This is a genomic window from Allobosea sp. NPDC055332 (assembly GCF_053645455.1).
The window spans coordinates 179,988-205,723 of the sequence record NZ_JBSHMO010000005.1 but is presented as its reverse complement, the minus strand read 5'-3'; the positions used below and the strand labels follow the sequence as shown (position 1 = coordinate 205,723).

Annotated in this window: 29 protein-coding genes; 20 read left to right on the top strand and 9 right to left on the bottom strand. The window is 66.9% G+C overall.

The window, feature by feature from the left end; genetic code table 11:
• Positions 1-71 precede the first annotated feature (71 nt).
• Both pcaG and pcaH read right to left on the bottom strand, forming a co-directional pair.
• On the bottom strand, positions 72-647 hold the full coding sequence (gene pcaG, locus ACWIGM_RS26460; protein WP_454028961.1) for a protocatechuate 3,4-dioxygenase subunit alpha: 576 nt from the start codon (positions 645-647) through the stop codon (positions 72-74).
• Positions 637-1,347 carry a protocatechuate 3,4-dioxygenase subunit beta gene (pcaH, locus tag ACWIGM_RS26455; RefSeq protein ID WP_454028960.1) on the bottom strand — a complete coding sequence of 237 codons (711 nt, stop codon included), beginning with the start codon at positions 1,345-1,347 and terminating at the stop codon, positions 637-639. The genes pcaG and pcaH overlap by 11 nt, the downstream gene beginning before the upstream one ends.
• A gap of 291 nt (positions 1,348-1,638) precedes the next feature.
• Here pcaH and ACWIGM_RS26450 point away from each other — a divergent pair, with 291 nt between their 5' ends.
• Both ACWIGM_RS26450 and ACWIGM_RS26445 read left to right on the top strand, forming a co-directional pair.
• The gene (locus ACWIGM_RS26450; RefSeq protein ID WP_454029406.1) at positions 1,639-2,376 is read left to right on the top strand and encodes an IclR family transcriptional regulator domain-containing protein; all 738 of its coding nucleotides are present in this window, start codon (positions 1,639-1,641) and stop codon (positions 2,374-2,376) included.
• Positions 2,377-2,387: 11 nt separating this feature from the next.
• On the top strand, positions 2,388-3,272 hold the full coding sequence (locus ACWIGM_RS26445; RefSeq protein WP_454028959.1) for an aldose epimerase family protein: 885 nt from the start codon (positions 2,388-2,390) through the stop codon (positions 3,270-3,272).
• A 58-nt stretch (positions 3,273-3,330) separates the two neighbouring features.
• On the opposite strand, the gene ACWIGM_RS26440 is transcribed toward ACWIGM_RS26445, so the two are convergent.
• Positions 3,331-3,969, bottom strand: coding sequence for a L,D-transpeptidase (locus ACWIGM_RS26440; protein ID WP_454028958.1), 639 nt, complete (start codon positions 3,967-3,969; stop codon positions 3,331-3,333).
• Between the two features lie 218 nt (positions 3,970-4,187).
• On the opposite strand from ACWIGM_RS26440, the gene ACWIGM_RS26435 reads away from it, so the two are divergent.
• A complete protein-coding gene (locus ACWIGM_RS26435) occupies positions 4,188-4,940 on the top strand; it encodes a sulfite exporter TauE/SafE family protein (protein WP_454028957.1) in 753 nt (250 codons plus the stop codon).
• Here the strand turns inward: ACWIGM_RS26435 and ubiB are convergent.
• Together ubiB and ubiE are read right to left on the bottom strand one after the other, a co-directional pair.
• Entirely contained in the window at positions 4,937-6,496 is a 1,560-nt protein-coding gene (gene ubiB, locus ACWIGM_RS26430) for a 2-polyprenylphenol 6-hydroxylase (RefSeq protein ID WP_454028956.1), read from the bottom strand. The two genes, ACWIGM_RS26435 and ubiB, sit on opposite strands and share 4 nt — an antisense overlap.
• A 16-nt stretch (positions 6,497-6,512) precedes the next feature.
• On the bottom strand, positions 6,513-7,274 hold the full coding sequence (ubiE, locus tag ACWIGM_RS26425) for a bifunctional demethylmenaquinone methyltransferase/2-methoxy-6-polyprenyl-1,4-benzoquinol methylase UbiE (RefSeq protein ID WP_454028955.1): 762 nt from the start codon (positions 7,272-7,274) through the stop codon (positions 6,513-6,515).
• Positions 7,275-7,369: 95 nt separating this feature from the next.
• On the opposite strand from ubiE, the gene mutM reads away from it, so the two are divergent.
• Together mutM and ACWIGM_RS26415 are read left to right on the top strand one after the other, a co-directional pair.
• Positions 7,370-8,260, top strand: coding sequence for a bifunctional DNA-formamidopyrimidine glycosylase/DNA-(apurinic or apyrimidinic site) lyase (gene mutM / locus ACWIGM_RS26420; RefSeq protein WP_454028954.1), 891 nt, complete (start codon positions 7,370-7,372; stop codon positions 8,258-8,260).
• 5 nt (positions 8,261-8,265) lie between these two features.
• Entirely contained in the window at positions 8,266-8,850 is a 585-nt protein-coding gene (locus ACWIGM_RS26415; protein ID WP_454028953.1) for a chloramphenicol phosphotransferase CPT family protein, read from the top strand.
• Here the strand turns inward: ACWIGM_RS26415 and ACWIGM_RS26410 are convergent, their stop codons facing one another.
• Positions 8,851-9,324 (bottom strand): SRPBCC family protein, encoded by a 474-nt coding sequence (locus tag ACWIGM_RS26410; protein ID WP_454028952.1) that lies wholly within the window; start codon positions 9,322-9,324, stop codon positions 8,851-8,853. It abuts the gene before it with no gap.
• A 75-nt stretch (positions 9,325-9,399) separates the two neighbouring features.
• Positions 9,400-10,245 carry a LysR family transcriptional regulator gene (locus tag ACWIGM_RS26405; RefSeq protein ID WP_454028951.1) on the bottom strand — a complete coding sequence of 282 codons (846 nt, stop codon included), beginning with the start codon at positions 10,243-10,245 and terminating at the stop codon, positions 9,400-9,402.
• A 133-nt stretch (positions 10,246-10,378) separates the two neighbouring features.
• Here ACWIGM_RS26405 and ACWIGM_RS26400 point away from each other — a divergent pair, with 133 nt between their 5' ends.
• The 12 genes from ACWIGM_RS26400 (at position 10,379) to ACWIGM_RS26345 (ending at position 21,236) form a co-directional block, all read left to right on the top strand.
• Positions 10,379-10,837 (top strand): nuclear transport factor 2 family protein, encoded by a 459-nt coding sequence (locus tag ACWIGM_RS26400; protein ID WP_454028950.1) that lies wholly within the window; start codon positions 10,379-10,381, stop codon positions 10,835-10,837.
• 50 nt (positions 10,838-10,887) lie between these two features.
• A complete protein-coding gene (locus ACWIGM_RS26395) occupies positions 10,888-11,265 on the top strand; it encodes a tautomerase family protein (protein WP_454028949.1) in 378 nt (125 codons plus the stop codon).
• A gap of 110 nt (positions 11,266-11,375) precedes the next feature.
• On the top strand, positions 11,376-12,149 hold the full coding sequence (locus tag ACWIGM_RS26390; protein WP_454028948.1) for an enoyl-CoA hydratase: 774 nt from the start codon (positions 11,376-11,378) through the stop codon (positions 12,147-12,149).
• 118 nt (positions 12,150-12,267) lie between these two features.
• On the top strand, positions 12,268-13,263 hold the full coding sequence (locus tag ACWIGM_RS26385; protein WP_454028947.1) for a threo-3-hydroxy-L-aspartate ammonia-lyase: 996 nt from the start codon (positions 12,268-12,270) through the stop codon (positions 13,261-13,263).
• A complete protein-coding gene (locus ACWIGM_RS26380) occupies positions 13,260-13,655 on the top strand; it encodes a RidA family protein (RefSeq protein WP_454028946.1) in 396 nt (131 codons plus the stop codon). Before ACWIGM_RS26385 ends, ACWIGM_RS26380 begins: the two co-directional genes overlap by 4 nt.
• Before the next feature lie 170 nt (positions 13,656-13,825).
• Positions 13,826-14,092, top strand: coding sequence for a 30S ribosomal protein S20 (gene rpsT, locus ACWIGM_RS26375; RefSeq protein ID WP_454028945.1), 267 nt, complete (start codon positions 13,826-13,828; stop codon positions 14,090-14,092).
• A gap of 788 nt (positions 14,093-14,880) precedes the next feature.
• Positions 14,881-16,392, top strand: coding sequence for a chromosomal replication initiator protein DnaA (gene dnaA, locus ACWIGM_RS26370; protein ID WP_454028944.1), 1,512 nt, complete (start codon positions 14,881-14,883; stop codon positions 16,390-16,392).
• A gap of 137 nt (positions 16,393-16,529) precedes the next feature.
• On the top strand, positions 16,530-17,648 hold the full coding sequence (dnaN, locus tag ACWIGM_RS26365) for a DNA polymerase III subunit beta (RefSeq protein WP_137883112.1): 1,119 nt from the start codon (positions 16,530-16,532) through the stop codon (positions 17,646-17,648).
• A 15-nt stretch (positions 17,649-17,663) separates the two neighbouring features.
• Positions 17,664-18,791 carry a DNA replication/repair protein RecF gene (recF, locus tag ACWIGM_RS26360; RefSeq protein WP_454028943.1) on the top strand — a complete coding sequence of 376 codons (1,128 nt, stop codon included), beginning with the start codon at positions 17,664-17,666 and terminating at the stop codon, positions 18,789-18,791.
• A 71-nt stretch (positions 18,792-18,862) separates the two neighbouring features.
• Entirely contained in the window at positions 18,863-20,179 is a 1,317-nt protein-coding gene (locus ACWIGM_RS26355) for a methyl-accepting chemotaxis protein (protein WP_454028942.1), read from the top strand.
• Positions 20,180-20,266: 87 nt separating this feature from the next.
• Positions 20,267-20,881: a LysE family translocator gene (locus ACWIGM_RS26350; RefSeq protein ID WP_454028941.1), complete on the top strand. Its 615-nt coding sequence runs from the start codon at positions 20,267-20,269 to the stop codon at positions 20,879-20,881.
• A 1-nt stretch (position 20,882) separates the two neighbouring features.
• The gene (locus tag ACWIGM_RS26345; RefSeq protein ID WP_454028940.1) at positions 20,883-21,236 is read left to right on the top strand and encodes a cupin domain-containing protein; all 354 of its coding nucleotides are present in this window, start codon (positions 20,883-20,885) and stop codon (positions 21,234-21,236) included.
• A 3-nt stretch (positions 21,237-21,239) separates the two neighbouring features.
• On the opposite strand, the gene ACWIGM_RS26340 is transcribed toward ACWIGM_RS26345, so the two are convergent.
• Both ACWIGM_RS26340 and hrcA read right to left on the bottom strand, forming a co-directional pair.
• Positions 21,240-21,890: an ankyrin repeat domain-containing protein gene (locus ACWIGM_RS26340; protein WP_454028939.1), complete on the bottom strand. Its 651-nt coding sequence runs from the start codon at positions 21,888-21,890 to the stop codon at positions 21,240-21,242.
• Positions 21,887-22,969 carry a heat-inducible transcriptional repressor HrcA gene (gene hrcA, locus ACWIGM_RS26335; RefSeq protein ID WP_454028938.1) on the bottom strand — a complete coding sequence of 361 codons (1,083 nt, stop codon included), beginning with the start codon at positions 22,967-22,969 and terminating at the stop codon, positions 21,887-21,889. The genes ACWIGM_RS26340 and hrcA overlap by 4 nt, the downstream gene beginning before the upstream one ends.
• A 137-nt stretch (positions 22,970-23,106) precedes the next feature.
• On the opposite strand from hrcA, the gene rph reads away from it, so the two are divergent.
• The 3 genes from rph to hemW are packed head-to-tail and all read left to right on the top strand — an operon-like array spanning position 23,107 to position 25,674.
• Positions 23,107-23,823, top strand: a complete 717-nt coding sequence (rph, locus tag ACWIGM_RS26330; protein ID WP_454028937.1) for a ribonuclease PH — start codon at positions 23,107-23,109, stop codon at positions 23,821-23,823.
• Positions 23,824-23,827: 4 nt separating this feature from the next.
• Positions 23,828-24,475: an RdgB/HAM1 family non-canonical purine NTP pyrophosphatase gene (gene rdgB, locus ACWIGM_RS26325; protein ID WP_454028936.1), complete on the top strand. Its 648-nt coding sequence runs from the start codon at positions 23,828-23,830 to the stop codon at positions 24,473-24,475.
• Positions 24,472-25,674, top strand: coding sequence for a radical SAM family heme chaperone HemW (hemW, locus tag ACWIGM_RS26320; protein WP_454028935.1), 1,203 nt, complete (start codon positions 24,472-24,474; stop codon positions 25,672-25,674). The genes rdgB and hemW overlap by 4 nt, the downstream gene beginning before the upstream one ends.
• The last annotated feature ends 62 nt before the right edge of the window (positions 25,675-25,736 follow it).

Genomic DNA, 25,736 nt, shown 5'->3' with positions numbered 1-25,736 from the left:
CCAGTCGAGGCACGCGAAAGGGCCGGGAATCTCCCTAGCCGGCGCGGTCCGGTCAAGCCCGAAGCAAGGGGTCAGATGTCGAAAAAGACGGTCTCGCCTTCGCCCTGCAGGCGGATATCGAAACGGAAGACGCCGTCCGTGTCGCGCCTGGCGATCAATGTGCCGCGGCGCTCCGCCGGCACCAGCGCCAAAACCGGGTCCTGCGCATTGGCGGCCTCATCGTCGAAATAGACCCGCGTCGCCAGCCGGATCAGCAGGCCGCGGGCGAAGACCGAGACGGTCAGGTGCGGCGCCTGCTTCGTCCCGTTCGGCCCTGGCAAGGCGCCCGGCCGGATCGTCTCGATGAAGAAGGCCCCGTCTGCGGTCGTCTCAGCGCGGCCGAAGCCGGTGAAGCCGGCATTGCCGGCGGCGTGAAATCGCCCCTCGGCATCGGCCTGCCAGGTCTCGATCATCGCATCGCCGACCAACGCACCGTCGCCGTCGAAGACCGTGCCCTCGATACGGATCCGCTCGCCGGCGACGCCCTCGCCGGCGACCTGCTCGGTGGCGAGCTCCGGCCCGCCATAGGCGCGCGGCGTCAGCGCATAGGCGAAGAACGGTCCGATGGTCTGGGACGGGGTGAGACCATCGGGCTTGTCAGTGCTCATGCGGTTCCTCCGTCGGCGTCGCCTCGCGGCCGCGCAACACGATGTCGAACTGATAGCCGAGCGCCCATTCCGGCTCGGTGGTGTCGATGTCGAAGCGCGAGATCAACCGGTTGCGGGCCCGCTCATCGGTGATCGACTGGAAGATCGGGTCAAAACGGAAGAGCGGATCGCCGGGAAAATACATCTGGGTGATCACGCGCGAGAGGAAGCTCGGCCCGAACAGCGAGAAATGGATATGCGCCGGCCGCCAGGCATTGTGATGGTTGCGCCAGGGATAGGCGCCGGGCTTGATCGTGACGAAGCGATAGCGCCCTTCCGCATCGGTGACGGCGCGCCCCGCCCCGGTGAAATTGGGATCGAGCGGGGCCGGATGCTGGTCGCGGACATGGACATAGCGGCCGGCGGCATTGGCCTGCCAGATCTCGATCAGCGTGTTCGGCACCGGCCGGCCATCCTCATCGAGGACGCGGCCGGTGACGATGATGCGCTCGCCGAGCGGTTCGCCGGCATGGCGCCGCGTCAGGTCGCTATCGATGTCCGAGACCGCGATATGGCCGAAGACCGGACCGGTGGTCTCGGACAAGGTGTGCGGCAAGAGGATCAACGGCTGGGACGGCGCCCGCTTCAGGGTGCTGCGATAATCCGGCGAGTTGTTGAGCGGATGGGCTTTCAGCCCGTTGCGCGGGTAGATGAGACTCATGCCGCCACTCCTAGGGTGTTGCAGGTGCAGGCGCGGAGGACGGCGAGCCCCTCCACGGATGGTCCGGGAGTTTCCGCCAGGGCCGTGACGAAGCGCAAGGGTCGCCTGCGTAGAGTGCGCGGCGCGCCGAGCGATCGAAAGCTTCCACCATCCGGAAAGACAGAGCTCGTCACCTTGACGCATTTCCTTCAGTTGTGCGATTATCGCACATAGTTCTGTTTTTCGAACTTTTTATAGAAGCGAACCGTGCAGGGCGCAAGCATCCCAGCCACCACTCCCTCGCCCGACCATATGGCCGCGCTCGAGAAGGGTCTGGCCGTGATCGAGTGCTTCGACGCAGGCCATGACAAGCTCACTATCGCCGAGGTCGCCCGCGCCACCGACCTTTCGCGCGCTGCGGCACGCCGCTGCCTGCTGACGCTGACGCGGACCGGCTATGCCGAGTTCGACGGGAAGTTCTTCCGGTTGACGCCGCGTGTCCTGCGTCTCGGCTACGCCTGGCTGTCTTCGACCGCCCTGCCGCAGCTCGTGCAACCCTTCCTGGAGCGCCTATCGGAGGAGACGGACGAATCCTCCTCCGCCTCGCTGCTCGACGGGCATGAGATCGTCTACATCGCCCGTTCGGCACAGAAGCGGATCATGTCGGTCGGTCTCTCGGTCGGCTCGCGCCTGCCGGCCTTCTGCACCTCCATGGGGCGCGTCCTGCTGGCGGCGCGCGACCCTGGCGATGCGCGGGCGCGCATCGTCGCCGGCGCTCCCCGGGCGCTGACTCCGCAGACAGTGACCGATCCCGAGGCGCTGATGGGCCTTCTCGCCGAGGTCCGCAGCCAAGGCTATGCCATCGTCGACCGGGAGCTCGAACTCGGGCTGATCTCGGTCGCGATGCCGCTGCGCAACAGCCGCGGCGAGACCGTCGCCGCCTTCAACCTCTCGGCCCAGGTCCAGCATGCCGGTCGGGCCGAGATCGAGACGAATTTCCTGCCGCGGATGCGCGCCATGCAGAACCTGCTGCAGCCCCTGATCGCCTGAGGACCACTGGAATGCTCACGCTCTCGTCTGGCCGCTACACGGCCCGCATCGCGCCCGAGGCCGGCGGGATGATCGCTGCGCTGGACTGGCAGGGGCCGGACGGCAAGACGCATCCGCTGCTGCACGCGCCCGCCGGGCTCACACCGCAGACGCAAGCGCCCAACAAGTTCGGCGCCTGGGCGATGCTACCCTTCGCCAACCGTGCCTTCGACAGCCTGGTCGATGACGGCCATACCCGCTTCACCGTGCCGGCCAACGACCCGTCCGGCACGATCCACGGCTTCGGCTGGCAGTCCGCCTGGCAGGTGGAGCAACAGAGCGCCGGTCATACCGTGATGGTACACCGGCGGACCGCTGGACCGGACCCGTATCGCTATCTGGCGAAGCAGGAGATCCGCGTCGACGAGACTGGTATGACCGTCATGCTGTCGCTGACCAACGAGGCCGACCAGGCCCTACCGTTCGGCATGGGCCTGCACCCCTGGTTTCCCTGCGCCGCCGACACGCGCCTCGCCATGACGGCGTCCGGCGCGCTGATCTTCGGCGACAAGTTCCGCGCCACCGGCACACAAGCCTTTGCCGATGGCGGCCCCTATGCCGATGGCCCGGTCTTCGCCACCGGCGTCGAGAGCGCCTGGAGCTTTCTGGGCTGGGACGGCACGGCCCGGATCGAGACGCCCTCGACCGGCCTCGCCATCACGCTGAGCGCGAGCGAGAGCTTACGCTATCCGGTGGCCTGGGCTCCGGCCGGCGCCGACTTCCTCTGCGTCGAGCCGCAGAGCCATGCCGCCGGCGCGCCGAGCGAAAAGATTGTGCGCGAAGCCTCGCCGCTCGCCCGGCTTCAGCCGGGCGAAGCGCTGGAAGGCTGGATGCGGATCGCCGCCGAGGCGATCTAGGTCATTGTTCTAGCGTCAGATTTCTTCGAAAAGCGGATTCCACTTTTCGTCTGATGCTCTATCGCCAGCCCGGTCCCGACATCGGCTGGAAGCCGATCGCGCCGGCAGGCATGGCCGGCCTGAGCAGGATTTGCTCGCGCGCCTCGCCCCAAGCCGGGACCTGACGCTGCTGCTTGGCGGTCAGCACGGCCTTCTGACCCTTGATCTTGGCCTTGGCGATCTTGTGCTTCGAGCCGGTGGAGGCTTTGGCGAAGCGCGAGAGATTGTCGGTCGCGGCGCCGTTCAGCGCGATGCGGGTGCCGCCGGCGCCATGCTTCTTGACCAGCGCGAACAGCTTGGCGGCATTGGCAGGATGCAGGCGGATGCAGCCATGCGAGGCCGGGCGGCCGAGCGCGCCGACGGCAGTGGTGCCGTGGATGGCGTAGCCGCCGCGGAAGAACACGGCATAGGGCATCGCTCCGCCATATTTGCGCGAGTACCAGCTGCGCTCCAGCCGCGTCGGGCGATAGACGCCGTTGGGCGAGCGGAAACCCTTGCGGCCGGACGAGATCGCCCAGTTGTGGATCTCGCCGTCGCTGGTGGTGACGCTCATGCGCTGGGCGGCGATGTCGACACGGACATCGACCTTGGCCTGCGCCGAGGCGAGGCCGGCGAGCGACGCGCATAGAAAGGCCAGAATGCCGAGAAGGCGGGACATGACGCGACTCCTGAACGACGCAACCTGAGGAAAGTGGCTCTTTGGTTGCCGTCGCTCGGGCGCATGCGCCATGCGAAGTCAGCCCCGGCCTTGCCGTAAAGGAATCCCGAGGGACTGATGCTTGTAAAGCTGAAACCGCTCAAATGGTTTCCAATCGGCGCTTTGCGAAAGCCAGGGCTAGATGTCACAAGGGCCACCTTGCCCGGGGGCCTTCCACGATGCCGTCGACCTTGCTGCCCGACGGGCTTTCACCCACGATCGCGCTCCTGCTCGTTGCAGTGAGCTTTCTGACCTCGGCGATCACCGCCGCTTTCGGCATCGGCGGTGGCGTCGCGATGCTGGGTGCCCTCGCCGGCACAGTGCCACCCGGCGTGATCATCGCCGTGCACGGCCTCGTCCAGGTCGGCTCCAATCTCGGACGCACCATCGTCCAGCGTGCGCATGCTCTGTGGCCGTTGGTCGGCCGTTTCGCCGTCGGCTCGCTGGTCGGCGTGATGATCGGCGCATATATCGTCGTCGCCTTGCCCGAACGCATCCTGCTCGGCCTGCTCGGCATCTTCATCCTGGTGATGACCTATGTGCCGAAGCCGCGCATCCCCGGCCTGGCTTCCACCGGGATCGTCATCGGCGGTGGGCTCGCCAGCATCGTCACCATGTTCGTCGGCGCGACAGGCCCTTTCGTCCAAGCCTTGCTGCTGCCACTTGGGTTGGACAAGCGCCAGTTGGTGGCGACGCACGCCGCCTGCCAGACAGTGCAGCACCTGCTCAAGATCGTCGCCTTCACGACGCTGGGCTTCGCCTTCTCCGACTGGCTGCCGCTCATTGCGGCGATGATCGCGTCGGGCTTCCTCGGCACACTCGTGGGCACCAAGCTACTCGAGAGGCTGCCCGAGCGCTGGTTCCTGCTGGCGGTCAAAGCGCTGTTGACCCTGATCGCGCTGGACCTCTTGCGCCGCGCGGCGGGCTATTAATCGAAGAACACGATCCAGGCGAGCAGCGCCGCGATCAGCCAGAGCGCCCAGTTGCCCCAGCGATTGCGCGCCGCTTCCGCCCGGCCGATCGCCTGGATGCTGGCCTCGTCGAGCGAAAAGCCGTGGCGCGAGGAATCCTCGAGCTGACCGAGCACCCGCTCGGCCCGGCCGACCGTCTCCGGCAGGTTGGCGAGGCTGCCGACAAGGGTCCTGACGCTGCGTCCGGCGTCCTCGATGCGCCCGATCGGCCCGAGATTGCGCGTCAGCCAGTCGCGCACCACCGGCTCGGCCGTAGTCCACATGTCGAGATGGGGATCGAGCTTGCGGGCGACGCCCTCGACCACCACCATGGTCTTCTGCAGCATGACGAGCTCGGTGCGCGTCGCCATGTCGAACAGGCCGGTGATCTCGAACAGCAGCGTCAGCACCTTCGCCATTGAGATCTCGTCGGCGCGCTTGTCGTGGATCGGCTCGCCGACAGCACGGATCGCTTGGGCGAAATCGTCGACCGAATGGTGCGGCGGCACATAGCCGGCCTCGAAATGCACCTCGGCGACGCGGCGATAATCGCGGGTGATGAAGCCGAACAGGATCTCGGCAAGGAAGCGCCGCTCCTTGTGGCCAAGCCGGCCCATAATGCCGCCATCGACCGCGACGAGCCGGCCTTCAGCATCGACGAACAGGTTTCCGGGATGCATGTCGGCATGGAAGAAGCCGTCGCGGATCGCGTGCTTCAGGAAGGACTGGATGACGTTGCGGCCGAGCGCCGGCAGATCATGGCCGGCAGCACGCAGCGCCTCGACATCGGAGAGGCGGATGCCGTCGATCCATTCGTCGATCAGGATTTCGCGCGCGGTGAGCTGCCAATCTGGCACCGGCACGCGGAAGTCCTTGTCCTCCCTGGTATTCTCGGCGAATTCGGAGAGGGCTGCAGCCTCCAGGCGCAGGTCCATCTCCATGGCAACAGAGCGCGCCAGCGTCTCGACGATGGCGACGAAGCGCAGGCGCCGCGCTTCGGGCGAGCGGCGCTCGGCGAGCTCGGCGCCAAAGCGCATCGCGGCGAGGTCGCGGTGGAAGCGGTCGCGGATGCCGGGCCTGAGGATCTTGACCGCGACCTCGCTACCGTCTTTGCGGCGGGCGCGGTGGACCTGGGCGATCGAGGCGGCCGCGACCGGCTCGCCGAATTCGTCGAAGATCGCCTCGACCGGCTCGCCATGCGCGGCTTCGATCGCAGCGCGCGCCTGCGCCATCGGGAAAGGCGCCATCCGGTCCTGCAGCGCCGAGAGATCCTCGGCGATCTTCATGCCGACGACATCGGGCCGCGTCGCCAGGAACTGGCCGAATTTGACATAGGACGGGCCGAGCCGCGTCAGGGCCGCGGCGAGGCGGGTGGCCGAGGAGCCAGCGCCGCGCCGCTCGATCAGGCGGCCGAGCGCGATCAGGCCCCGCGCCGCCGGCGGCAGCACGGAAGGGTCGACCAGCGCGAGCGCGCCCTCGCGCGCCAGCACGAAGCCGACCCGTGCCGAGCGGGCGAGATGGGCAAGCGCAGAGATCATGCGGCAGAAGCGTCCGTCACAGCTTCCAGCCAGAATGCAGCGCCACCACCCCGCCGGTCATCGGCGTGAAGCTGGCGCGGCGGAAGCCAGCATCCGCGATCATGTTGGCGAAGATCTGCGGGCGCGGGAACTTGCGGATCGACTCGACGAGATACTGGTAGGGCTCGGCCTCGCCCGTCACCATCCGGCCCATCGGCGGGATGACGTTGAAGGAATAGGCCTCGTAGACCTTGTCGAGCAGCGGCACGTCGACATGGCTGAATTCGAGGCAAAGGAAACGCCCGCCGCGCTTCAGCACGCGATAGGCCTCGGCCAGCGCCTTCTCGATGCGCGGCACGTTCCTTATGCCGAAGGCGATGGTGTAGGCGTCGAAGCTGTTGTCCGACAGCGCCAGCTCCTCGGCATTGCCCTGGACGAAGCGGATGCGCTCATCGTCGGGAAAGCGCTTCTGGGCGCGCTCGCGGCCGACAGCGAGCATCTCGGCATTGATGTCGAGCACAGTGACCTCGGTCTGCGGTCCGCCCTCTTCCAAGACCTTGAAGGCGACGTCGCCGGTGCCGCCGGCAACGTCGAGATAGTGGAAGGCCCGGTCGCGCGGCGGCTTCAGCGCGGTCAGCAGCGCTTCCTTCCAAGCGCGGTGCAGCCCGGCCGACATCAGGTCGTTCATCAGGTCGTAGCGGCCGGCGACCTTGTGGAAGACGTCGTCGACCTTGGCCTGCTTCTCGCCGAGCGGCACGTTCTCGAAGCCGAAATGGGTGGTGTCGGAGGCTGCTGTCACGGTTGGGCCGCTCTTGTGTTCGGGTGAGGCGATGAATAGCGAAAGCATCGGGCCTTGTCGCGGGCCCTCTCGACGCATGCTGAAGAGCCGATGCCATGCCTGAACTTCCCGAGGTCGAAACCGTCCGGCGTGGCTTGGAGCCCGCCATGCTCGGCGAGCGCTTCGCGCGCGTCGAGCAGAACCGCCCCGATCTGCGCTTCCCCCTGCCCGAACGCTTCGCCGAGCGCCTGACCGGCCGGCGTATCGAGGCGCTGTCGCGACGGGCCAAGTACCTGATCGCCGATCTCGACGACGGGCAGGCGCTGGTCATGCATCTCGGCATGAGCGGGCGCTTCATCGTCGAGGCCCCCGGCACGAAGCCGACCGAGCCCGGCGCCTATTACAACGAGATCGGCCGGCACCTCGTGCACGACCATGTCGTCTTCCACCTCGGCTCCGGCGCGCGGGTCACCTATAACGACGTCCGCCGCTTCGGCTTCATGGACCTGCTGCCGCGCACCGGGCTGGAAACATCGAAGCATTTCGCCGGAATGGGCATCGAGCCGCTCGGCAACGAGCTCTCCGGCGAGTTGCTGGCGAAGCTGTTCTCCGGGAAGATCGCGCCCCTCAAGGCAGCGCTGCTCGACCAGCGCCTGATCGCCGGGCTCGGCAATATCTATGTCTGCGAGGCGCTGTTCCGTGCCGGCCTGCATCCGGAGGCCGAGGCCGGCTCGCTGGCGACGCCGACCGGCAAGCCGCGCGAGAAGGCGCACCTGCTGGCGCAAATCATCCGGGACGTGCTGGAGGAGGCGATTACTGCCGGCGGCTCGACCTTGCGCGATTTCGCCCATGCCGACGGCTCGCTCGGCTATTTCCAGCACCGCTTCAAGGTCTATGACCGCGAAAACGAGCCCTGCGTCACCCCCGGCTGCGGCCATCTGGTCAAGCGGCTGGTGCAGTCCGGACGCTCGACCTTCTATTGCGAGAGCTGCCAGAAGCGGGCGTGAGGACCATGACGCCCGACGCTCTTCGCCCGCCCGGCAAGATCATCCTGCTCAACGGCGCCTCCAGCAGCGGCAAATCCTCGCTTGCGCGCGCCGTGCAGGCCCGGATCGAGGAACCGTTCTGGCATATCTCGATCGACCATCTGCGCGATTCCGGCGTGCTGCCGACTGCGCGCATCCGCAGTGGCGAGTTCCAGTGGGCCGCGATGCGCGATGCCTTCTTCGAGGGCTTCGAGCAGTCGCTGCTCGCCTATGTCCGTTGCGGCAACAATCTGATCGTCGAGCACATCATGGAGAGCCGCGACTGGCTGCTGCGACTGGTCAAGCTGCTCGAAGGGCAGGACGTCTTCTTCGTCGGCCTGCATTGCGACCTCGCCGAGCTGGAGCGGCGCGAGGCCGCCCGCGGCGACCGGCGCATCGGCGACGCCCGCCGCGACTTCCATCAGATCCACAGCTATTGCCGCTACGATGCCGAGCTGGATTCCTCCACCCCACTTGAGATCAATTCGGAGAGGCTGATCGCCGCCTGGCGCTCGCGCACGATGCCCTCGGCCTTCCAGAGCCTGCTTGCCGAGGCCGGGCCGGCCGCCTGATCAGGCGTTTTCAATGAACTTGGCGAGGTTCTCCAGCGTCGAGCGCAAGCCGGCATCGTGATCCGCCTTGCCGATGCCAGCCGGGACGTTCTCGCAGAGGATCGTCACCTCGGTGCCGTCGCGCACTGCCTTGAAGCGCCAGGTCATCGTCATCGTGCCGGCGAAGGCCGGATCGTCCGAGACGAAGCCGACCTCCCAGACGATGCGCTCGCCGGGGTCGAGCGCGATGAAGCGGCCCTCGACGATATCGCTGTCGGCACTGGCCTTTCCGGGCGCCCCGGCTGGATCGTCATAGGTCAAGACCATGCGATAACTGCCGCCGGGATGTGGCTCGAAACGCTCGATCTTCGCCCGCATTCCCCTGGGCGGCAGCCATTTGCCGAGTGCGGCAGGATCGGCGAAGGCGTTGTAGACCGCGCCGGGCGAGGCCTTGACGAGGCGCGAGGCCGTATCGGTTCGAGTCTTGCCGGTCATGCGCACCTCCTCTTCGGCCGCCATGCCTGACCAACGCGCGAAGCGGCGCCAAGGGACCAACTGCATCCGCTAGCTTCACGCCACACTCCTGAACGCCGCCGAAAGCGCGGCGAGCGCATCGCGCGGGCGGCCGTCCCTGACCCGCGTGTGAAGCAGGATCGGCAGGCGCGGCAAGTCGGGCAGCCCGAGCCTTTGCCCGACATCGACCGCGCCGAAGGGCAGCATGCGCGGCGCCAGGGCCGCGACCCCGAGCCCGGCGGTGACGGCAGCCACAACCGCGGTAACTCCGCCTCCGACGAAGATTTCCGTCCAGGGCACGCCAGCCGCATCGAGGAGTTGCCCGGCCATCACCCGCACGCCACAGGGTTCGGCCATGGTGGCGACCGGCAGCGGCTCGCCCGGACGATGCTGCCAACTCGGCGCCGCGAACCAGCCGAATTTCTCGTCCGCAAGATGCTCACCATCGCTGCGCCCGACATGCAGGCGCACGATCACCGTGTCGAGCTCGCGCCGATCGAAGCTCTGGAGCAACTCGCTGGATGTGCCGATCCGGATCTCGATCACCAGCTGCGGGTCCTGCGCATTCATCCGCGCAATCAGCGCCGGCAGTTCAGGCCCCGCGACATGATCGCTGATGCCGATGGCCAGGCGCTCCCGGGCCGGGACGAAGGCGGACAGCGCGCGATCGTGCACCTCCAGAAGCTCACGAGCATGATCGAGGAAAGCCACGCCACGTGCCGAAAGCTCGACATGCCGCGGCGTTCTCTCGACGAGCCGGCAATCCAGCCGCTCTTCGAGGCGCTTCAGCTTCAGGCTGACGGCGGCCTGCGTCGTCCGCATCGACTCGGCCGCCCGCGTGAAGCTGCCGAGATCGGCGATGCGGACGAAAGCCTGGACGGAATCGAGGTCGAGGGGCTTCATCATTTTCATTCGTTATTACTGATATCGATTTCAATAGCATATCAAAATCACGATACGCTCTCTACCGTCGAACTTGCTCGAGCGCTTTTCGTGACGCCCGCGCCGACCGTGGGCCTGACAATGGGAGTTTGTGATGACGGTGATGACCAGGGAGTCCGCGGTGCAGGACCGCCCCCAGAGGGCAGCCACGGCCAAGCCAGTGGTCGACCGCTCATCCGTGTTGGAGTTGACCGAGGCGATCGAGAAGTATTTCGACCTCATGTACGACTGCGACACGTCCCGCTTCGAGCAGACATTCGCGCCGACGGCCCAGCTGCACGGCTTTCGCGATGGCAAGATGATGGCGTGGCCGACACAGACCTACCGCGACATCCTCGACAAGCGCCAATCGCCGAAATCGGTCAATGCGGTGCGGCAGGACGAAATCCTGCTCATCGACTTCGCCTCGGCGACCCAGGCGATGACGAAGGTGCGGCTGAGGGTCAACACGATGGGCTTCGTGGATCATCTGACCTGGCACCTCATCGACGGCACCTGGCTGATCACCGCGAAGGGATTCCACGTCGAATCGCAGGACGGCCCGCCGATCTAGCCGCTGCCGTCACGCGCCTGCTGCCGCTCTGCGCAAGGTCGAGGTTCGCCATGCCACTCCTTCACATCTCGCTGCGCGCCGGAAAATCGGAAGCCTATCGACAGGCGCTTCTCGACAATCTCCATCGCGCATTGCGCGAGGCGCTCGACGTGCCCGAGGGCGACCAGTTCATGACGATCAGCGAGCATGATGCCGCGAATTTCCGCTACGGCTCTGCCTTCGGCGTGCTCCGTAGCGAGGATCTCGTCTACATCCGGATCATCATGTTCGCCTCGCGGCCCCCCGAACAGAGGAAGGCGCTGTTCCAGCGGATTGCGGAACTGCTCGGCGAAAGCCCCGGAATTCGCCCGGAGGACGTCTTCATCGTAGTTCTCGACGCGGCGAAGGAGAACTGGTCGGTCGGCCACGGCCTGGCGCAGTTCGCCTGAGATCAGGTTGCCTGCGCCGAGGCTCGCATCGCGCCGTGCGTCCGCGCGCATGGACCACAGCCCGGGTGGCCGCTATTCGTGGCCAGGACACAGCGCATTGGGAGGCCGCCATGGCTTATGAGACCATTCTCGTCGAGGTGAAGGGCAAGGTCGGCATCATCACGCTGAACCGGCCGCAGGCCCTGAACGCGCTGAACGTCCAGCTCATCGCCGACATCAATGCGGCGCTCGACGTGTTCGAACGCGACGACGAGATCGGCTGCATCGTCATGACCGGCTCGGAGAAAGCCTTCGCCGCCGGCGCCGACATCAAGGCAATGCAGGAGCGCAGCTATCCCGGCACCTATCTCGACGACAAGTTCGCCGACTGGGACCGGATCGGCCAGCGCCGCAAGCCGATCATCGCCGCAGTCGCGGGCTTTGCACTCGGCGGCGGCTGCGAGCTTGCGATGATGGCGGACTTCATCATCGCCGCCGACAACGCCAAGTTCGGGCAGCCCGAGATCAACCTCGCCGTCATTCCCGGCGCCGGCGGCACCCAGCGCCTGACCCATGCGATCGGCAAGGCCAAGGCGATGGACCTTTGCCTCACTGGCCGCTTCATGGATGTGAACGAAGCCGAGCGCGCCGGGCTGGTCGCCCGCATCGTTCCGCTCGCCGAGCTGATGACCGAGACGCTGAAGGCGGCCGAGCAGATTGCCTCGAAGTCGCTGCCCTCGCTGTTGTCAGCCAAGGAATCGGTCAATCGCGCCTTCGAGACGACGCTGGCCGAGGGCCTGCGCTTCGAGCGCCGCGTCTTCTCGGCCCTGTTCGGCACGCACGATCAGAAAGAAGGCATGGCTGCCTTCATCGAGAAGCGGAAGCCCGAATTCAAGAACCGCTGAGGCCAGCGCGCCCCGGCGATCAGCGCCACGCATGGCCGGGGCCAATTTCTTTCACTTGAAAGGCCGGCAGCGCTGCTGACACCATGGCTGCTCACTTTAAGAGCATGCAGGATTCGCCATGACCGCCGCAGCCCGCTCCACCGACGGCATCGCACTGCCGAGCTATGCCGATGTCGAAGTCGCAGCGCAGCGCATCGCCGGAGTCGCCCACCGCACGCCGGCCTTGACCTCGCGCACCGCCAATGAGCGCACCGGCGCCAGTCTCGTCTTCAAGGCCGAGAACCTGCAGCGCATGGGCGCCTTCAAGTTCCGCGGCGGCTACAATGCCATCGCGGCGCTGACGCCGGAGCAGCGCAAGGCCGGCGTGCTGACCTATTCCTCCGGCAACCATGCCCAGGCCATCGCCTATGCCAGCAAGCTGCTCGGCGCGCCGGCGACGATCATCATGCCGCTGGATGCACCCGCAGCGAAGGTCGCGGCGACCAAGGGCTATGGCGCCGAGGTCGTGACCTATGACCGCTACACCCAGGACCGGCTCGAGCTCGGCAACCGGCTGGCGGCCGAGCGCGGGCTGACGCTGATCCCGCCCTATGATCACCCGGAGGTCATTGCCGGCCAGGGCACCGCGACGAAGGAGCTGATCGAGGAAGCCGGCGAGCTCGACGTGCTCTTGGTCTGCCTCGGCGGCGGTGGGCTCCTCGCCGGCGCGCTGCTCGCGGCAAAGGCGCTCAACCCCGGCTGCAAGGTCTATGGCGTCGAGCCCGAGGCCGGCAATGACGGCCAGCAGTCCCTGCGCAAGGGCGAGATCGTCAAGATCGACGTGCCCAAGACCATCGCCGACGGCGCCCAGACGCCCTTCCTCGGCAACTACACCTTCCCGATCATCAGCGAGCTCGTCGAGGACATCGTTACCGTGCCGGATGCGGCGCTGGTCGCGGCGATGCGCTTCTTCGCCGAGCGGATGAAGCTCGTGGTCGAGCCTACGGGTTGCCTTGCCGCGGCCGCAGCCTTCACCGGGGTGGTGCCGGTCGAAGGCAAGCGCGTCGGCGTCATTATCAGCGGCGGCAATGTCGACCTCGCCAGCTTCGCGCGCTTCGTCGGCGAAGGCGCATGAGCGACATCGAGACGATTCTCTCGCCTGATGTGCCGGCGCCGGCCGGGCATTACTCGCAGGCGGTCGCCTACAAGGATCTGGTCTTCGTCTCCGGCCAGCTCGCGCCGCGGCCCGACGGCAGCCACACTGCCGGCGAGCCCTTCGCCGTACAGGCGCGGCAGGCGCTCGACAATCTCCTGGCCGTGCTGGCCGCCGCCGGTTGCAGTCCGGCCGATGTGCTTAAGGTCACCGCCTATCTGGTCGGCGCTGCGCATTGGCCGCAGTTCAACGCGATCTATGCCGAGGCCTTCGGGCCGCACAAACCGGCGCGCGCAGTCGTTCCGGTACCGGAACTGCACCATGGCTACCTGATCGAGATCGAGGCCGTGGCGGTCCGTCGCAAGGCAGATTGAAGGCGGCTATGATTCCGGCGTTGACGCCGGGCGCAGCAGGAACTATAGGGTCGGGCCTCGCGGCGGTCTTGCTCCGGCAGGACCGTCGCTCGCATTTTCAACCGAAGGTTCGTGGTCGTGCCAGCCGGCAGATAGCCAGGCGCCTGCCACGATGAGGACGAGGACAGACCATGGCCAACACGACTTCGGCCAAGAAGGCCGCGCGCAAGATCGTGCGGCGCACCGAGGTTAACAAGGCGCGCCGCAGCCGCGTGCGCACCTTCCTGCGCAAGGTCGAGGAGGCGATTGCCTCCGGCGACAAGGCCGCTGCCGCCGCTGCGCTGCAGGCTGCCCAGCCCGAGATCATGCGGGCCGCGCAGAAGGGCGTGGTTCACAAGAACACCGCCTCTCGCAAGGTCTCGCGTCTCGCTCACCGCGTCGGTGCGCTGGCTTCCTGATCGCCGTTCACCAGAGCGGATTTCTGCGCAGTTTTCGACCCGGCCGAAAGGCCGGGTTTTTGTTTGTTCCGCTCTCCCGACAAAGGGGCGCCCGATGCGGCGGCGCAACACCCCCTGTCAACGCCGATTCCGCAATCTTTCCACTGCTTTACCGACTTGACTTCGAGATGAATTTCGGGGTCGAAACCCGTCCCGTTCGGGACTTTTGACCGCACAAAATTCCTCCATATTTTTCATGATCTTAGTGGGCAAAGCAATTCACCTAGAGGAATCACCCTCCCCCGGAAGGGGTAGGCCGCGGCCTTAGAAAAAAAAGATTCGGAGCCGGCACGAGACTCCTCCGGTAAAGAAAAGCTTAACTTCCCCAACTGATTGCGAGGCGCTTTCCGGTAGGTCAAACACCAGCCGGAATACCCCTAAGCCACGAAGCCGGCTGAGGGGGATATTGCCCCCGTTCGAGGCCGCCCTGTAAGGTCTTTTTCATCGCCGGGCGGACAGCAATGTCTGACCGGCTCTCCAGAGAATTTGTTGATCGTTTAGGCTTACAACCAGGCGGGGTTGGAAGAATGCGCTTCTATGTCTTGAAGATTTAAATGTTTTGAAATGAGACGCGGCCGCGACTGATCTTTTAAGTGCGCGCGGCACTACCCTGAAAAGCGTTGGGATGACCTCGCTTCGCGGCGTTTCGCCGACGAGGAGAGCAACGTTTTTCCTAAAACGGAAAATATGGCACAGCCAACCCCGAAACGGGGTGGTCAAGTGCGTGGCACTGAAACGGGGCAACTGGAATGTTCGAGCGGATGGAGACTGGCACCTTGACCGAGGCAACCACCACCACGGTGCTGACGGGACTTGTCCTGAGCGAACCGACGGGTGCTGCCGGGATCAAGGATCGCTGGGATAGGGTCCGTCGCCGTTTGCGTGCCGAGCTCGGCGAGGACGTCTTCTCGAGCTGGTTTGCGCGCGTCGAGATCGGTGCGGTCGTCGAGGGCGTCGCCCATCTCACCGTTCCGACCCGCTTCCTGAAGAGCTGGCTCGAAGCTCACTATGCTGAGCGCCTGCGGGCGCATTGCGTCGCGGAGCTCGATACGCCCAACGGGATTGCCCTGTCGGTGCGCCAGGTGGCGCGCGAAAGCGCCGAGCCTTGCCAGGACATGTCGGCACAGCGGTCACGCCCGGCCCAGGCCCGCGCCTCCGTTCCGGTGGCCGAAATCGCCACCACCTCGGCCGCCCAGCCCAGCGAACGCGATCCCATGGACGCCTGCGGCACGCTGCTCGACCGGCGCATGACCTTCCAGAGCTTCGTCGTCGGCAAATCGAACGCGCTCGCCTTCGCCGCTGCCGAGCGGATCTCGGCTGCTCCGGCCGGCTCGACGCCCTATAACCCGCTCTACCTCCATGCCGGCGTCGGCCTCGGCAAGACGCACCTGATCCAGGCGATCGCCCAGGATGCGCGTCAGCACGGCAAGCGCGTCGCCTATTTCACTGCCGACCGCTTCATGTACGGCTTCGTCGCCGCGCTGAAGTCGCAGACTGCCCTCGCCTTCAAGGAGAAGCTGCGCGGCATCGACCTTCTGATCGTCGACGACGTCCAGTTCATCCAGGGCCGCTCGATCCAGCAGGAGTTCGGCCACACGATCAATGCGCTGATCGACGCCGGCAAGCAGATCGTCGTCGCCGCCGACCGGCTTCCCGCTGATCTGGAGGCACTCGACGAGCGCATCCGCTCGCGCCTCGCCGGCGGTCTCGTCGTCGAGATCGGCGAGCTCGACGAGGCGCTGCGCGTCAAGATCCTCACCACCCGGTTGGACGGACTGAAGGCCGCCCACCCCAGCTTCCACGTCAACCCGGACGTGATCGCCTATGTCGCCAAGGTCGTCGCCACCAATGGCCGCGATCTCGACGGCGCCGCCAACCGCATCCTGGCGCATGCGACGCTGACCGGGGCGAGCGTGACGATGGAAACCGCCGAGGCGGCGATCCGCGACCTCGTCCGGACGCGCGAGCCGCGCCGGGTCAAGATCGAGGACATCCAGAAGCTGGTCGCGACCCGCTACAATGTCAGCCGCGCCGACATCCTGTCGGAGCGTCGCACCGCGGCGGTGGTCAAGCCGCGCCAGATCGCGATGTATCTCGCCAAGGCGCTGACGCCGCGCTCGCTGCCGGAGATCGGCCGCCGCTTCGGCGGGCGCGATCACACCACCGTGCTGCACGCCGTGCGCAAGATCGAGAAGGCGATCGTTGAGGACCGCCTCCTGCATGACGAGGTCGATCTGCTGAAGCGCATGCTGCAGGAGTGAGGCCCCGGCCTCCCTCCCTGCGTTAACTGTGCAGGCGGGCTCGCGCGCCCTTGCGCGCGGGCCGGCCGTCCGGCAATGTCGCGGGCCACCTTTCTGCCTGCCGGCTCGCCGCGGGCGCCAGCATGCCAGAAGACGCCATGAAGGTTACGGTCGAACGCTCCACGCTCCTGAAGTCGCTCGGGCATGTCCATCGTGTCGTCGAACGGCGCAACACGATCCCGATCCTGTCGAACCTGCTGCTGCGCGGCAGCGAGGACGGGCTGAAGCTGAAGGCGACCGATCTCGACATCGAGGTGGTCGAAACCGTGCCGGCCGATATCGTCGAGCCCGGCGCGACCACGGTTCCCGCCCATACCCTCTACGACATCGTCCGCAAGCTGCCCGACGGTTCGCAGGTCTCGCTGGAGACCACCGGCGAGACCGGCCAGATGCTGCTGCGCTCGGGCCGCTCGCGCTTCACCCTGCAGACCCTGCCGGAAAGCGATTTCCCGGACATCACCGCCGGCGAGATGGCACACCGCTTCGTGCTGCCGGCCGGCGAGTTCAAGCGCCTGATCGACAAGACCCAGTTTGCGATCTCGACCGAGGAGACGCGCTACTATCTCAACGGCATCTATCTGCATGCCATCGACGTGGACGGGCGCCCGGTGCTGCGCGCGGTCGCGACCGACGGCCATCGCCTCGCCCGCGTCGACACTGCCGCTCCGCAAGGCTCGCTCGGCATGCCCGGCGTGATCGTACCGCGCAAGGCCGTGGCCGAGATCCAGAAGCTGCTGGAGGATGGCGAGAGCGAGGTCCAGATCGAGCTCTCCGCCACCAAGATCCGCGTCGCCACCGCCGAGGTCGTACTGACCTCCAAGCTGATCGACGGCACCTTCCCCGACTATCAGCGCGTCATTCCGTCCGGGAACGACAAGCTGCTCACCGTCGACAGGGGCGATTTCGCGGCCAGCGTCGACCGCGTCTCGACGATCTCGTCCGAGCGTGGCCGCGCCGTGAAACTCTCCATGGCCGACGGCCGGATGACGCTCTCGGTGACCAATCCAGATTCCGGTTCGGCGACCGAGGAGATCGAGGTCGACTACGACGCCGGCCCGCTCGATATCGGCTTCAATGCGCGCTATCTGATGGACATCGCTGCCCAGCTCGATGGCGACACTGCGCTGCTCAAGCTCGCCGATCCGGGTTCGCCGACGGTGATCCAGGACCGCGAAGGCGCTTCGGCCCTCTATGTGCTGATGCCGATGCGGGTCTGATCCCGGCAGAGCGTCTTGACCGCGGTCGCCCGCCTCACGCTGCAGAATTTCCGCTCCTATCCGGCCCTCGATCTCGTGATCGAGGGCCGGCTCGTTGCGCTATGCGGCGAGAACGGCGCCGGCAAGACCAATCTGCTCGAGGCGCTCTCGCTGTTTGCGCCCGGACGCGGCCTCCGGCGCGCCGACCTCTCCGACATGGTGCGCCAGCCCGGCGATGGCGGCTTTGCCGTCTCGATCGGGCTCGCCGATGACGGGGCGAGGCTCGGCATCGGGCTGGAGGCGCCGGACGCCGAAGGACGGCGGGCGCGAATTGCCCGGATCGACGGCACCCCAGCAGGGTCAGCACTAGCTTTCAGCGACTATGTCAGGCTGGTCTGGCTGACGCCCGATCTCGACGGGCTGTTCCGCGGCGCCGCCGGCGATCGCCGGCGTTTCCTCGACCGGCTGGTGCTGGCGGTCGATCCCGGCCACGGCACGCGCTCGAACGCGCTGGAAAAGGCGCTGCGCTCGCGCAACCGCATCCTCGACGAGAGCCCGCACCAGCAGCGCTGGCTCGACGCGGTCGAACGCGAGATCGCCGAGCTCGGCGTCGCCGTCGCCGCCGCCCGCGCCGAGACGGTGGCGCGGCTTTCCGCCATCATTGCGCAGACAGCGGACGAGGCTTCGCCCTTCCCGCAGGCCGACATCGCCCTGGAAGGCGAGATCGACGCTCTGGTTGCGACCCTGCCGGCTCTCGATGCCGAGGACCGCTATCGCGAGCTGCTGCGGGAGATGCGCCCGCGCGACAAGGCGGCCGGGCGGACGCTCGCCGGGCCGCAGGCTTCCGATCTTGCCGTGCGCCATGCCGCCAAGGACATCCCGGCCGGACAGGGCTCGACCGGCGAGCAGAAGGCCTTGCTGATAGGGCTCGTGCTCGCCCATGCGCGGCTGGTGGCGACGATGAGCGATCTGCCACCGCTCGTCCTGCTCGACGAGGTCGCCGCCCATCTCGATCCGCGCCGGCGGGCGGCGCTCTATGGAACGCTGGCCGAGCTCGGCTGCCAGGTCTGGATGACCGGCGCCGACCCCGCTTTGTTCGGCGATCTTCCTGATGGAGCGCAGCGCTTCCTGGTCACGCCGGGTGAGGTCAGACCCACGCCCTAGCCAAAGCGGGCCACAGCGACGGCTCCCTGAAGTATGAAGGCGGTTAATCATTTCGCGCGACACTCCGGGCGATGCATCCGTCGCAGCCGTCCTTCACGCAGGCTGAAACCGTGATCGCCAGCCGCTTGCTGACGATCCTGGAGCCGCATTTCGACGTCTCCACCCGCAAGCTCTACGCCAAGACCTTCAAGCGCGATCTCGATCAGCTCGACGTCGCTTCCGACGAGCAGGTGAAATACCGCAAGCTGTTCAAGCTCGAGCTCGACGAGCGCTATCGGCTGGCGAAACTGCGCATCGTCGGCCGCGCCAACAACCGCGACATCCTGCTCGCCGACTATCCGCAGTTCTTCCTCGAGGACTTCTCGAACTTCCTCGCCGTCCTAGTCGCGCGCTGGAAGCGGCGCTGGGGACCGGTCGACGAGGCGCTGCGCGTGTTCTGCAAGCTCATGCTCACCGACATCTCGTTTTCGCTAGCCTGCTTCGACGATGCGCTCGAAAGCGACGTCAACGATCGTCTCGGCGCGCTCGAACAGGCCTTTCGCGACGGTATCGGCGAACGCATCTCGGCGATCGAGGCCAGCCTGGGGGATGTCGCCGGCTTCTCTGGCCAGCTCTCGACGCAGGCCGGCGCAACCTTGTCGGCATTGTCCGGCACGCAGGAGCGGCCCGAGCAGGTCGCCGCCTCCGTGGCCGAGATCGTCGCGGCGACGCGGCAATGCGAGCTCGCCAGCGGGCGCATCTCCCAGGAGACAGCGGGGTCGAGCCGCGCCACCCAGGCGGCGAACGCCGAATGCCATGCGATCAGCGACAGCGTCGCGCTGCTGCATCAGGCCAGCGACCGGATCGGCAGCCTGGTCGACCTGATCCGCAGCCTGGCCGCCCAGACCAACCTGCTGGCGCTCAACGCAACCATCGAGGCGGCTCGCGCCGGAGAAGCCGGCAAGGGCTTCGCGGTGGTCGCCGCCGAGGTCAAATCGCTCGCCGCGGCCACCAACAACGCAACGCAAACCATCCGTCACGGCGTCGGCGAGGTCGTCGATGCCGGGCGCGCCATCGGAGAGGCGGTGCGCGGACTCGGCCAGACCATGCAGACGCTGCAGGACAGCGCCGATGTCGTCGCCGAGTCGGTCGCCGGGCAGGCCAGCCATATCCGCTCGATCGCCGAGCGAGCCGAAAGTTCCTCCTCGGGCGTCGACGCCATTGCGCATCATGCCGCGCTGGTCGAAGGCCTCGCGCGCGAAGCGGCTGCGCTCGCCCAGCAGGTCGACGAGCGCGTCCGGGCGACCTCGTCGCAATCACTGGCGCTGGAACAGTCGATCGGCGATTTCTTGGGCGCGATGGCAACGGCGCGCGCCGAGAAGCGCGGACGCATCCGCCAGACTGGCTGATCCCTTCCATCACGCAAGGCGATGGGACACATCCGGTACAGGCTGCTAATCTGACCGCAACAAGCCGCCATGAGGGAGTAGCGCTCGATGGATCTCGCCGGGCTTCTGGTTTTCGCCGGTGTCTATTTCCTCGCCGTCGCCTCGCCGGGGCCGGGCATCGCCGCGATCGTGGCGCGCTCGCTCTCGACCGGGTTCCGGCGGGTGGTGCCCTTCGTGCTCGGCATCGCTGCCGGCGACCTGGTCTGGCTGACCTTCTCGGTCCTCGGCCTGTCCGTGCTGATGCAGAGCTTCCACGGCCTGTTCCTGGTCATCAAATATGCCGGCTGCGCCTATCTGATCTATCTCGCCTGGAAGCTCTGGACCGCCCCGGTGAAGAGCCTGGAGGACCAGCCGCCGATGAGTGGCGAAGGCCTGCGCCTGTTTTTCGGCGGCCTCGCGCTAACGCTCGGCAATCCCAAGGTGATGGTGTTCTTCGTCTCGATCCTGCCGCTGGTCGTCGACCTCAACGCGATCACGCCGCTGGCCTTCGCCGAGATCGTCGTCCTGACCACGCTGATCATCAACACCACCCTGCTCGGCTACGCTTTCCTGGCCGACCGGGCGCGGCGGCTGGTGTCGAGCCCGAAGACCATGCGCCGGATCAACCGCGTCACCGGCGGCGTGATGGCCGGCGCAGCAGCAGCGATCGCGACGCGCGGCTGAAATGGCGGACGAAACAACGATACTGCGCGCCATACGCCGCGAGGACTGGTCCGAGACCTCCGGCGAATGGCATGGCGAGGTGCAGGGCTTCGGCGGCGAGGTCTCGCTGATCTTTGTCCGGGCCGAGCCGGGCAAGGGACCGAGACTGCACAGCCATCCCTATCCCGAGACCTTCATCGTGCGCGCCGGGCGGGCGCTCTACACGATCGGCGACCGGGAGATCGAGGCTGGCCCCGGCGAGATTCTGGTCGTGCCGGCCGGCGTGCCGCACAAATTCCGCAGTCTCGGGCCGGAGACGCTGGAATCGATCGACATCCACGCCAGCGAGCGCTTCATCACCGACTGGCTGGAATAGAGCTCAGCGCCCGCCGGCAGCCGCGATCAACCTGGCGACCTCGCTCTGGCCGCGCTTGCGGGCATGCTGGAGCGGGCTGACGCCATCCTTATCGGCGAGGTTGGGGTCGGCGCCGGCATCGAGCACGAGCCTAGCCACCTCAAGATGGCGCGGACCACCATCGCCGAGGATCACGATCTCCAGAAGGCAGGTCCAGCCGAGATTGTTGACGTGATTCACGTCGATGCCGCTGGTCAAAAGCAGCTTGGCTGTCTCGACATGAGCACGCTCGCAGGCCGGGATCAGGGCATTGCCGCCATAGCGATTGCGGATCGTCAGATCAGGCTTGTGCGGCAGCATCGCCGCGACGATCTCGGTGCGACCGCTGGCGCCGGCCAGCAGCCAGGGCGTGTCCTGGTTCGCCGCCTGGGCGTTGGGGCTGGCGCCTGCGGCGAGCAGCGCCTTGGCTACGGCGACATGGTTGCCGGCGACAGCAAGCAGGAGCGGCGTCTGGCGCTGGCCATCGCGCTGTTCGAGATCTGCCTTGGCAGCGATCAGGCGGTTCACCCCTGCAAGATCGCCACGGCCTGCCGCTTCGAGCAGACCGGTTTGCGCCTCGCTTGCACCACCCATCAGCAGCACTCCAGCCAGGATCGCGGCGGCGAGCCGCCTCATCGCCCGCTGTCGAGCAGGCGCCCGACCACCTTGGCGGTATAGTCGACCATCGGCACGATCCGGGCATAGTTCAGCCGCGTCGGGCCGATGATACCGACGACGCCGACGATGCGCTGGCCGCCATCGCGGAAGGGCGCGGCGATGATCGAGGAGCCCGACATCGAGAACAGGTTGTTCTCCGAGCCGATGAAGATGCGCACGCCGTCGCCGGCCTCGGCGCGCGAGAGCAGATCGATCAGCTCGGTCTGCGTTTCCAGATCGGCGAAGAGCAGGCGGATGCGCTCGAGATCCTCCTGCGCCTTCAGATCCTCAAGCAGATTGGCCTGGCCACGCACGATGAGATGCCGGTCGCTGGAGGGGCCGGAACTCGTGGCGATGCCGGTCTCGACCAGCCTTGCGGTCAGCTCGTCGAGTTCGCGTTCCATCAGGGTGCGGCTGTCGGCGATCTCGCGGCGAAGCTCGTCCAGCGTCTTGCCGACGATACGGGCATTGAGGAAATTGCCGGCTTCGACCAGCGCCGACGCCGGCAGCCCCGCCGGCAGCGCCAGGATGCGGTTCTCGACGGTGCCGTCATCGGCGACGAGCACGGCGAGCGCGCGGCCGGCATCGAGCCGCACGAACTCGATATGGCGCAGGCGGGCATTGGCCTTGGTAGTGACGACGACGCCGGCGCCGCGCGACAGGCCAGACAGCAGAGCCGAAGCCTCCGTCAGCGTCTGGTCGAGCGAGCGGTTACTGGCGGCGGCCCGGATCTGCGCCTCGATGCGGGAACGCTCATCGGAGGTGAGATTGCCGACCTCCATCATGCCGTCGACGAAGAAGCGCAGGCCGCGCTCGGTCGGCAGGCGCCCGGCCGAGGTGTGCGGGGCATAGATCAGCCCGGCCGTCTCCAGATCGGTCATGACATTGCGCACCGTCGCCGGCGACAGCGCGATCGGCAACAGGCGGGCGATGTTGCGCGAGCCGACCGGCTCGCCGGTCGTGAGATAACCGTCGACGATCTGGCGAAAGATCTCGCGCGAGCGCTGGTCGATCTCGACCAGGCCGCCGGGCGACTCCGGACGGGTATGGGCGCTCATCGCCTGGTGAACAGCCTCGTGACCATGCCCTATTGTCCCCGGCGCGGCCGGCCGGATCAAGCCCTTGTGCGCCATCGCCTTGCCGCTGTCGTGCTAAGCGCCTACAAGCCGCGGACTTCAGAAGACAGGATGACATGATGAGACCCTCGAAGCGCGCAGCCGACGAGATGCGCAAGGTCACGCTGGAACGCGGCGTGGTGCGCTATGCCGAGGGCTCGTGCATGGTGACCTTCGGCGAGACCAAGGTGCTCTGCGCCGCGACCGTCGAGGAAAAGGGGCCGCCCTGGCTGCGCGGCACCGGCAAGGGCTGGGTCACCGCCGAATATTCGATGCTGCCGCGCGCCACCCATGAGCGTACCCGCCGCGAGGTCACCTCCGGCAAGCCCTCGGGCCGGACGCAGGAGATCCAGCGCCTGGTCGGGCGCTCGCTCCGTGCCGTGGTCGACCTGACCGCGATCGGCGAGCGCCAGATCGTCGTCGATTGCGACGTGCTGCAGGCCGATGGCGGCACCCGCACCGCCTCGATCACCGGCGCCTGGGTCGCGCTGCACGACGCGCTGAAATGGATGGAAGGCCGCGGGATGCTGAAAGGCGCCAACCCGCTCAAGGATCATGTCGCGGCGATCTCCTGCGGCATCGTCGCCGGCAACCCGGTGATCGATCTCGACTATGTCGAGGATTCCGGCGCGCAGACTGACGCCAATTTCGTCATCACCGGTGCGGGTGGCCTCGTCGAGGTGCAGGGCACTGCCGAGGGCGCTCCCTTCAGTGAGGACGAGCTGCTGGCGCTGCTGAAGCTCGCCAAGGGTGGCGTGAACAAGCTCGTCGCCTTGCAGAAGGCTGCGGTGGCCTGACGCCATGAGCGAAACCCGCCTCCTCACCGGCAAGGTCGTGATCGCGACCCACAACCCGGGCAAATTGCGCGAGATGCGCGAGCTGATGGCGCCCTATGGTGTCGAGCTCGTCTCGGCAGGCGAACTTAACCTGCCCGAGCCGGTCGAGGATGGCCACATGTTCGCCGAGAACGCCGCGATCAAGGCGGTCGCAGCGGCCAAGGCCTCCGGCCTGCCGGCACTCGCCGACGATTCCGGCGTCTGCATCGACGCGCTCGACGGCGCCCCCGGCCTGTTCTCGGCCAACTGGGCCGGGCCAGGCAAGGATTTCGCCCCGGCGCTGGCTAGGGTCCAGATGGAGCTCGGCAAGCGCGGTGCGACCACGCCCGAGCAGCGCAAGGCGCATTTCGTCTCGGCGCTGGTGATCGCCTGGCCGGACAGCCATCAGGAACTGTTCGAAGGCCGCGTCTTCGGCACGATCGTCGATGCCCCGCGCGGCACCTCAGGCTTCGGCTACGACCCTGTCTTCCAGCCGGCTGGCCATGCCAAGACCTTCGGCGAGATGACGGCGGAGGAGAAGCACGGCATCCCGCAGGACGGCTCACCCGGCCTGTCGCACCGGGCCCGCGCCTTCCATGTGCTCGCCGCCGCCTGCCTGAGGAAGCCCGTTTGACACCCTCAGCCGCCTTGGCTGGGCGGCCCGGCGTGCCGGCGCATCCGACCGCGGATGCCGGCTTCGCCGTCTATGTGCATTGGCCCTTCTGCCTGGCCAAATGCCCCTATTGCGACTTCAACTCCCATGTCCGGCATCAGCCGCCGGACCAGGCACGCTACATCGCCGCCTTCCGCCGAGAGATCGCCCAGCGCGCCTCACTCGCGCCGGGGCGTACGGTCTCCTCGATCTTCTTCGGCGGCGGCACGCCTTCGCTGATGGAGGGCGCGACTGTCGGCGCGATCCTCGATGCGATCGGCGAGCACTGGACCGTCGCACCCGACTGCGAGATCTCGCTGGAGGCCAACCCGACCAGCGTCGAGGCCGGGCGCTTCCGCGATTTCCGCGCGGCCGGCGTCAACCGCGTCTCGCTCGGCGTGCAGGCGCTGAACGATGCCGATCTCAAGGCGCTCGGCCGGATGCATTCGGCGCAGGAGGCGCTCGATGCGGTCGCGATCGCGCGGCGCTATTTCGAGCGCTATTCCTTCGATCTGATCTATGCCCGCTCGCCACTGCAGACGCCGGCGCTGTGGCAGGCCGAGCTCGAGCTGGCGATCAGCCATGCCGCCGAGCACCTGTCGCTCTATCAGCTCACCATCGAGTCCGGCACGGCCTTCGAGCAGCTCTACAAGGCTGGCAAGCTCGCCATCCCCGATCCTGATGCGGGCGCAGCGCTCTACGAGCTGACGCAGGAAATCACAGCCAAGCACGGCCTGCCGGTCTATGAGATCTCGAACCATGCCCGGCCGGGCGCGGAATGCCGGCACAATCTGGTCTACTGGCATTATGGCGAATATGCCGGCATCGGGCCGGGCGCCCATGGCCGGCTGGTGACCGCAGATGGCCGCTACGCGCAATCGACCGAGAAGCGGCCGGAGACCTGGTTGGAGCGGATCGAGGCCGGCAGCGACGCCCTGATCGAGAATGAGAAGCTCTCTGCTGAGTCGCAGGGCGACGAATACCTGCTGATGGGTCTGAGACTCGTCGAAGGGATCGATCTTGACGTCTTCGAGGGGCTCGCCGGCCGCAAGCTCAACGGCAACCGCATCGGCAGCCTGATCGCCGAGGGCTTCCTCGTCCGCAAGCCGAATGGTCGCCTTGCCGCGACGCCCGAAGGCGCCCTCCTGCTCGACGCGCTCGTCGCCGACCTCGCGGCCTAAGGACGGATCGCGGCACCGTCCGCCGGACTCGGTATCATTAAACCGATTTAAGTCGGTGAGAA

What these genes read in the sequence shown, in the direction of transcription:
- pcaG (WP_454028961.1), bottom strand. Translation starts at nt 647, where the DNA reads ATGAGCACTGACAAGCCCGATGGTCTCACCCCGTCCCAGACCATCGGA.
- pcaH (WP_454028960.1), bottom strand. Translation starts at nt 1,347, where the DNA reads ATGAGTCTCATCTACCCGCGCAACGGGCTGAAAGCCCATCCGCTCAAC.
- ACWIGM_RS26450 (WP_454029406.1), top strand. Translation starts at nt 1,639, where the DNA reads ATGGCCGCGCTCGAGAAGGGTCTGGCCGTGATCGAGTGCTTCGACGCA.
- ACWIGM_RS26445 (WP_454028959.1), top strand. Translation starts at nt 2,388, where the DNA reads ATGCTCACGCTCTCGTCTGGCCGCTACACGGCCCGCATCGCGCCCGAG.
- ACWIGM_RS26440 (WP_454028958.1), bottom strand. Translation starts at nt 3,969, where the DNA reads ATGTCCCGCCTTCTCGGCATTCTGGCCTTTCTATGCGCGTCGCTCGCC.
- ACWIGM_RS26435 (WP_454028957.1), top strand. Translation starts at nt 4,188, where the DNA reads ATGCCGTCGACCTTGCTGCCCGACGGGCTTTCACCCACGATCGCGCTC.
- ubiB (WP_454028956.1), bottom strand. Translation starts at nt 6,496, where the DNA reads ATGATCTCTGCGCTTGCCCATCTCGCCCGCTCGGCACGGGTCGGCTTC.
- mutM (WP_454028954.1), top strand. Translation starts at nt 7,370, where the DNA reads ATGCCTGAACTTCCCGAGGTCGAAACCGTCCGGCGTGGCTTGGAGCCC.
- ACWIGM_RS26415 (WP_454028953.1), top strand. Translation starts at nt 8,266, where the DNA reads ATGACGCCCGACGCTCTTCGCCCGCCCGGCAAGATCATCCTGCTCAAC.
- ACWIGM_RS26410 (WP_454028952.1), bottom strand. Translation starts at nt 9,324, where the DNA reads ATGACCGGCAAGACTCGAACCGATACGGCCTCGCGCCTCGTCAAGGCC.
- ACWIGM_RS26405 (WP_454028951.1), bottom strand. Translation starts at nt 10,245, where the DNA reads ATGAAGCCCCTCGACCTCGATTCCGTCCAGGCTTTCGTCCGCATCGCC.
- ACWIGM_RS26400 (WP_454028950.1), top strand. Translation starts at nt 10,379, where the DNA reads ATGACGGTGATGACCAGGGAGTCCGCGGTGCAGGACCGCCCCCAGAGG.
- ACWIGM_RS26395 (WP_454028949.1), top strand. Translation starts at nt 10,888, where the DNA reads ATGCCACTCCTTCACATCTCGCTGCGCGCCGGAAAATCGGAAGCCTAT.
- ACWIGM_RS26390 (WP_454028948.1), top strand. Translation starts at nt 11,376, where the DNA reads ATGGCTTATGAGACCATTCTCGTCGAGGTGAAGGGCAAGGTCGGCATC.
- ACWIGM_RS26385 (WP_454028947.1), top strand. Translation starts at nt 12,268, where the DNA reads ATGACCGCCGCAGCCCGCTCCACCGACGGCATCGCACTGCCGAGCTAT.
- ACWIGM_RS26380 (WP_454028946.1), top strand. Translation starts at nt 13,260, where the DNA reads ATGAGCGACATCGAGACGATTCTCTCGCCTGATGTGCCGGCGCCGGCC.
- rpsT (WP_454028945.1), top strand. Translation starts at nt 13,826, where the DNA reads ATGGCCAACACGACTTCGGCCAAGAAGGCCGCGCGCAAGATCGTGCGG.
- dnaA (WP_454028944.1), top strand. Translation starts at nt 14,881, where the DNA reads ATGTTCGAGCGGATGGAGACTGGCACCTTGACCGAGGCAACCACCACC.
- dnaN (WP_137883112.1), top strand. Translation starts at nt 16,530, where the DNA reads ATGAAGGTTACGGTCGAACGCTCCACGCTCCTGAAGTCGCTCGGGCAT.
- ACWIGM_RS26355 (WP_454028942.1), top strand. Translation starts at nt 18,863, where the DNA reads ATGCATCCGTCGCAGCCGTCCTTCACGCAGGCTGAAACCGTGATCGCC.
- ACWIGM_RS26350 (WP_454028941.1), top strand. Translation starts at nt 20,267, where the DNA reads ATGGATCTCGCCGGGCTTCTGGTTTTCGCCGGTGTCTATTTCCTCGCC.
- ACWIGM_RS26345 (WP_454028940.1), top strand. Translation starts at nt 20,883, where the DNA reads ATGGCGGACGAAACAACGATACTGCGCGCCATACGCCGCGAGGACTGG.
- ACWIGM_RS26340 (WP_454028939.1), bottom strand. Translation starts at nt 21,890, where the DNA reads ATGAGGCGGCTCGCCGCCGCGATCCTGGCTGGAGTGCTGCTGATGGGT.
- hrcA (WP_454028938.1), bottom strand. Translation starts at nt 22,969, where the DNA reads ATGAGCGCCCATACCCGTCCGGAGTCGCCCGGCGGCCTGGTCGAGATC.
- rph (WP_454028937.1), top strand. Translation starts at nt 23,107, where the DNA reads ATGAGACCCTCGAAGCGCGCAGCCGACGAGATGCGCAAGGTCACGCTG.
- rdgB (WP_454028936.1), top strand. Translation starts at nt 23,828, where the DNA reads ATGAGCGAAACCCGCCTCCTCACCGGCAAGGTCGTGATCGCGACCCAC.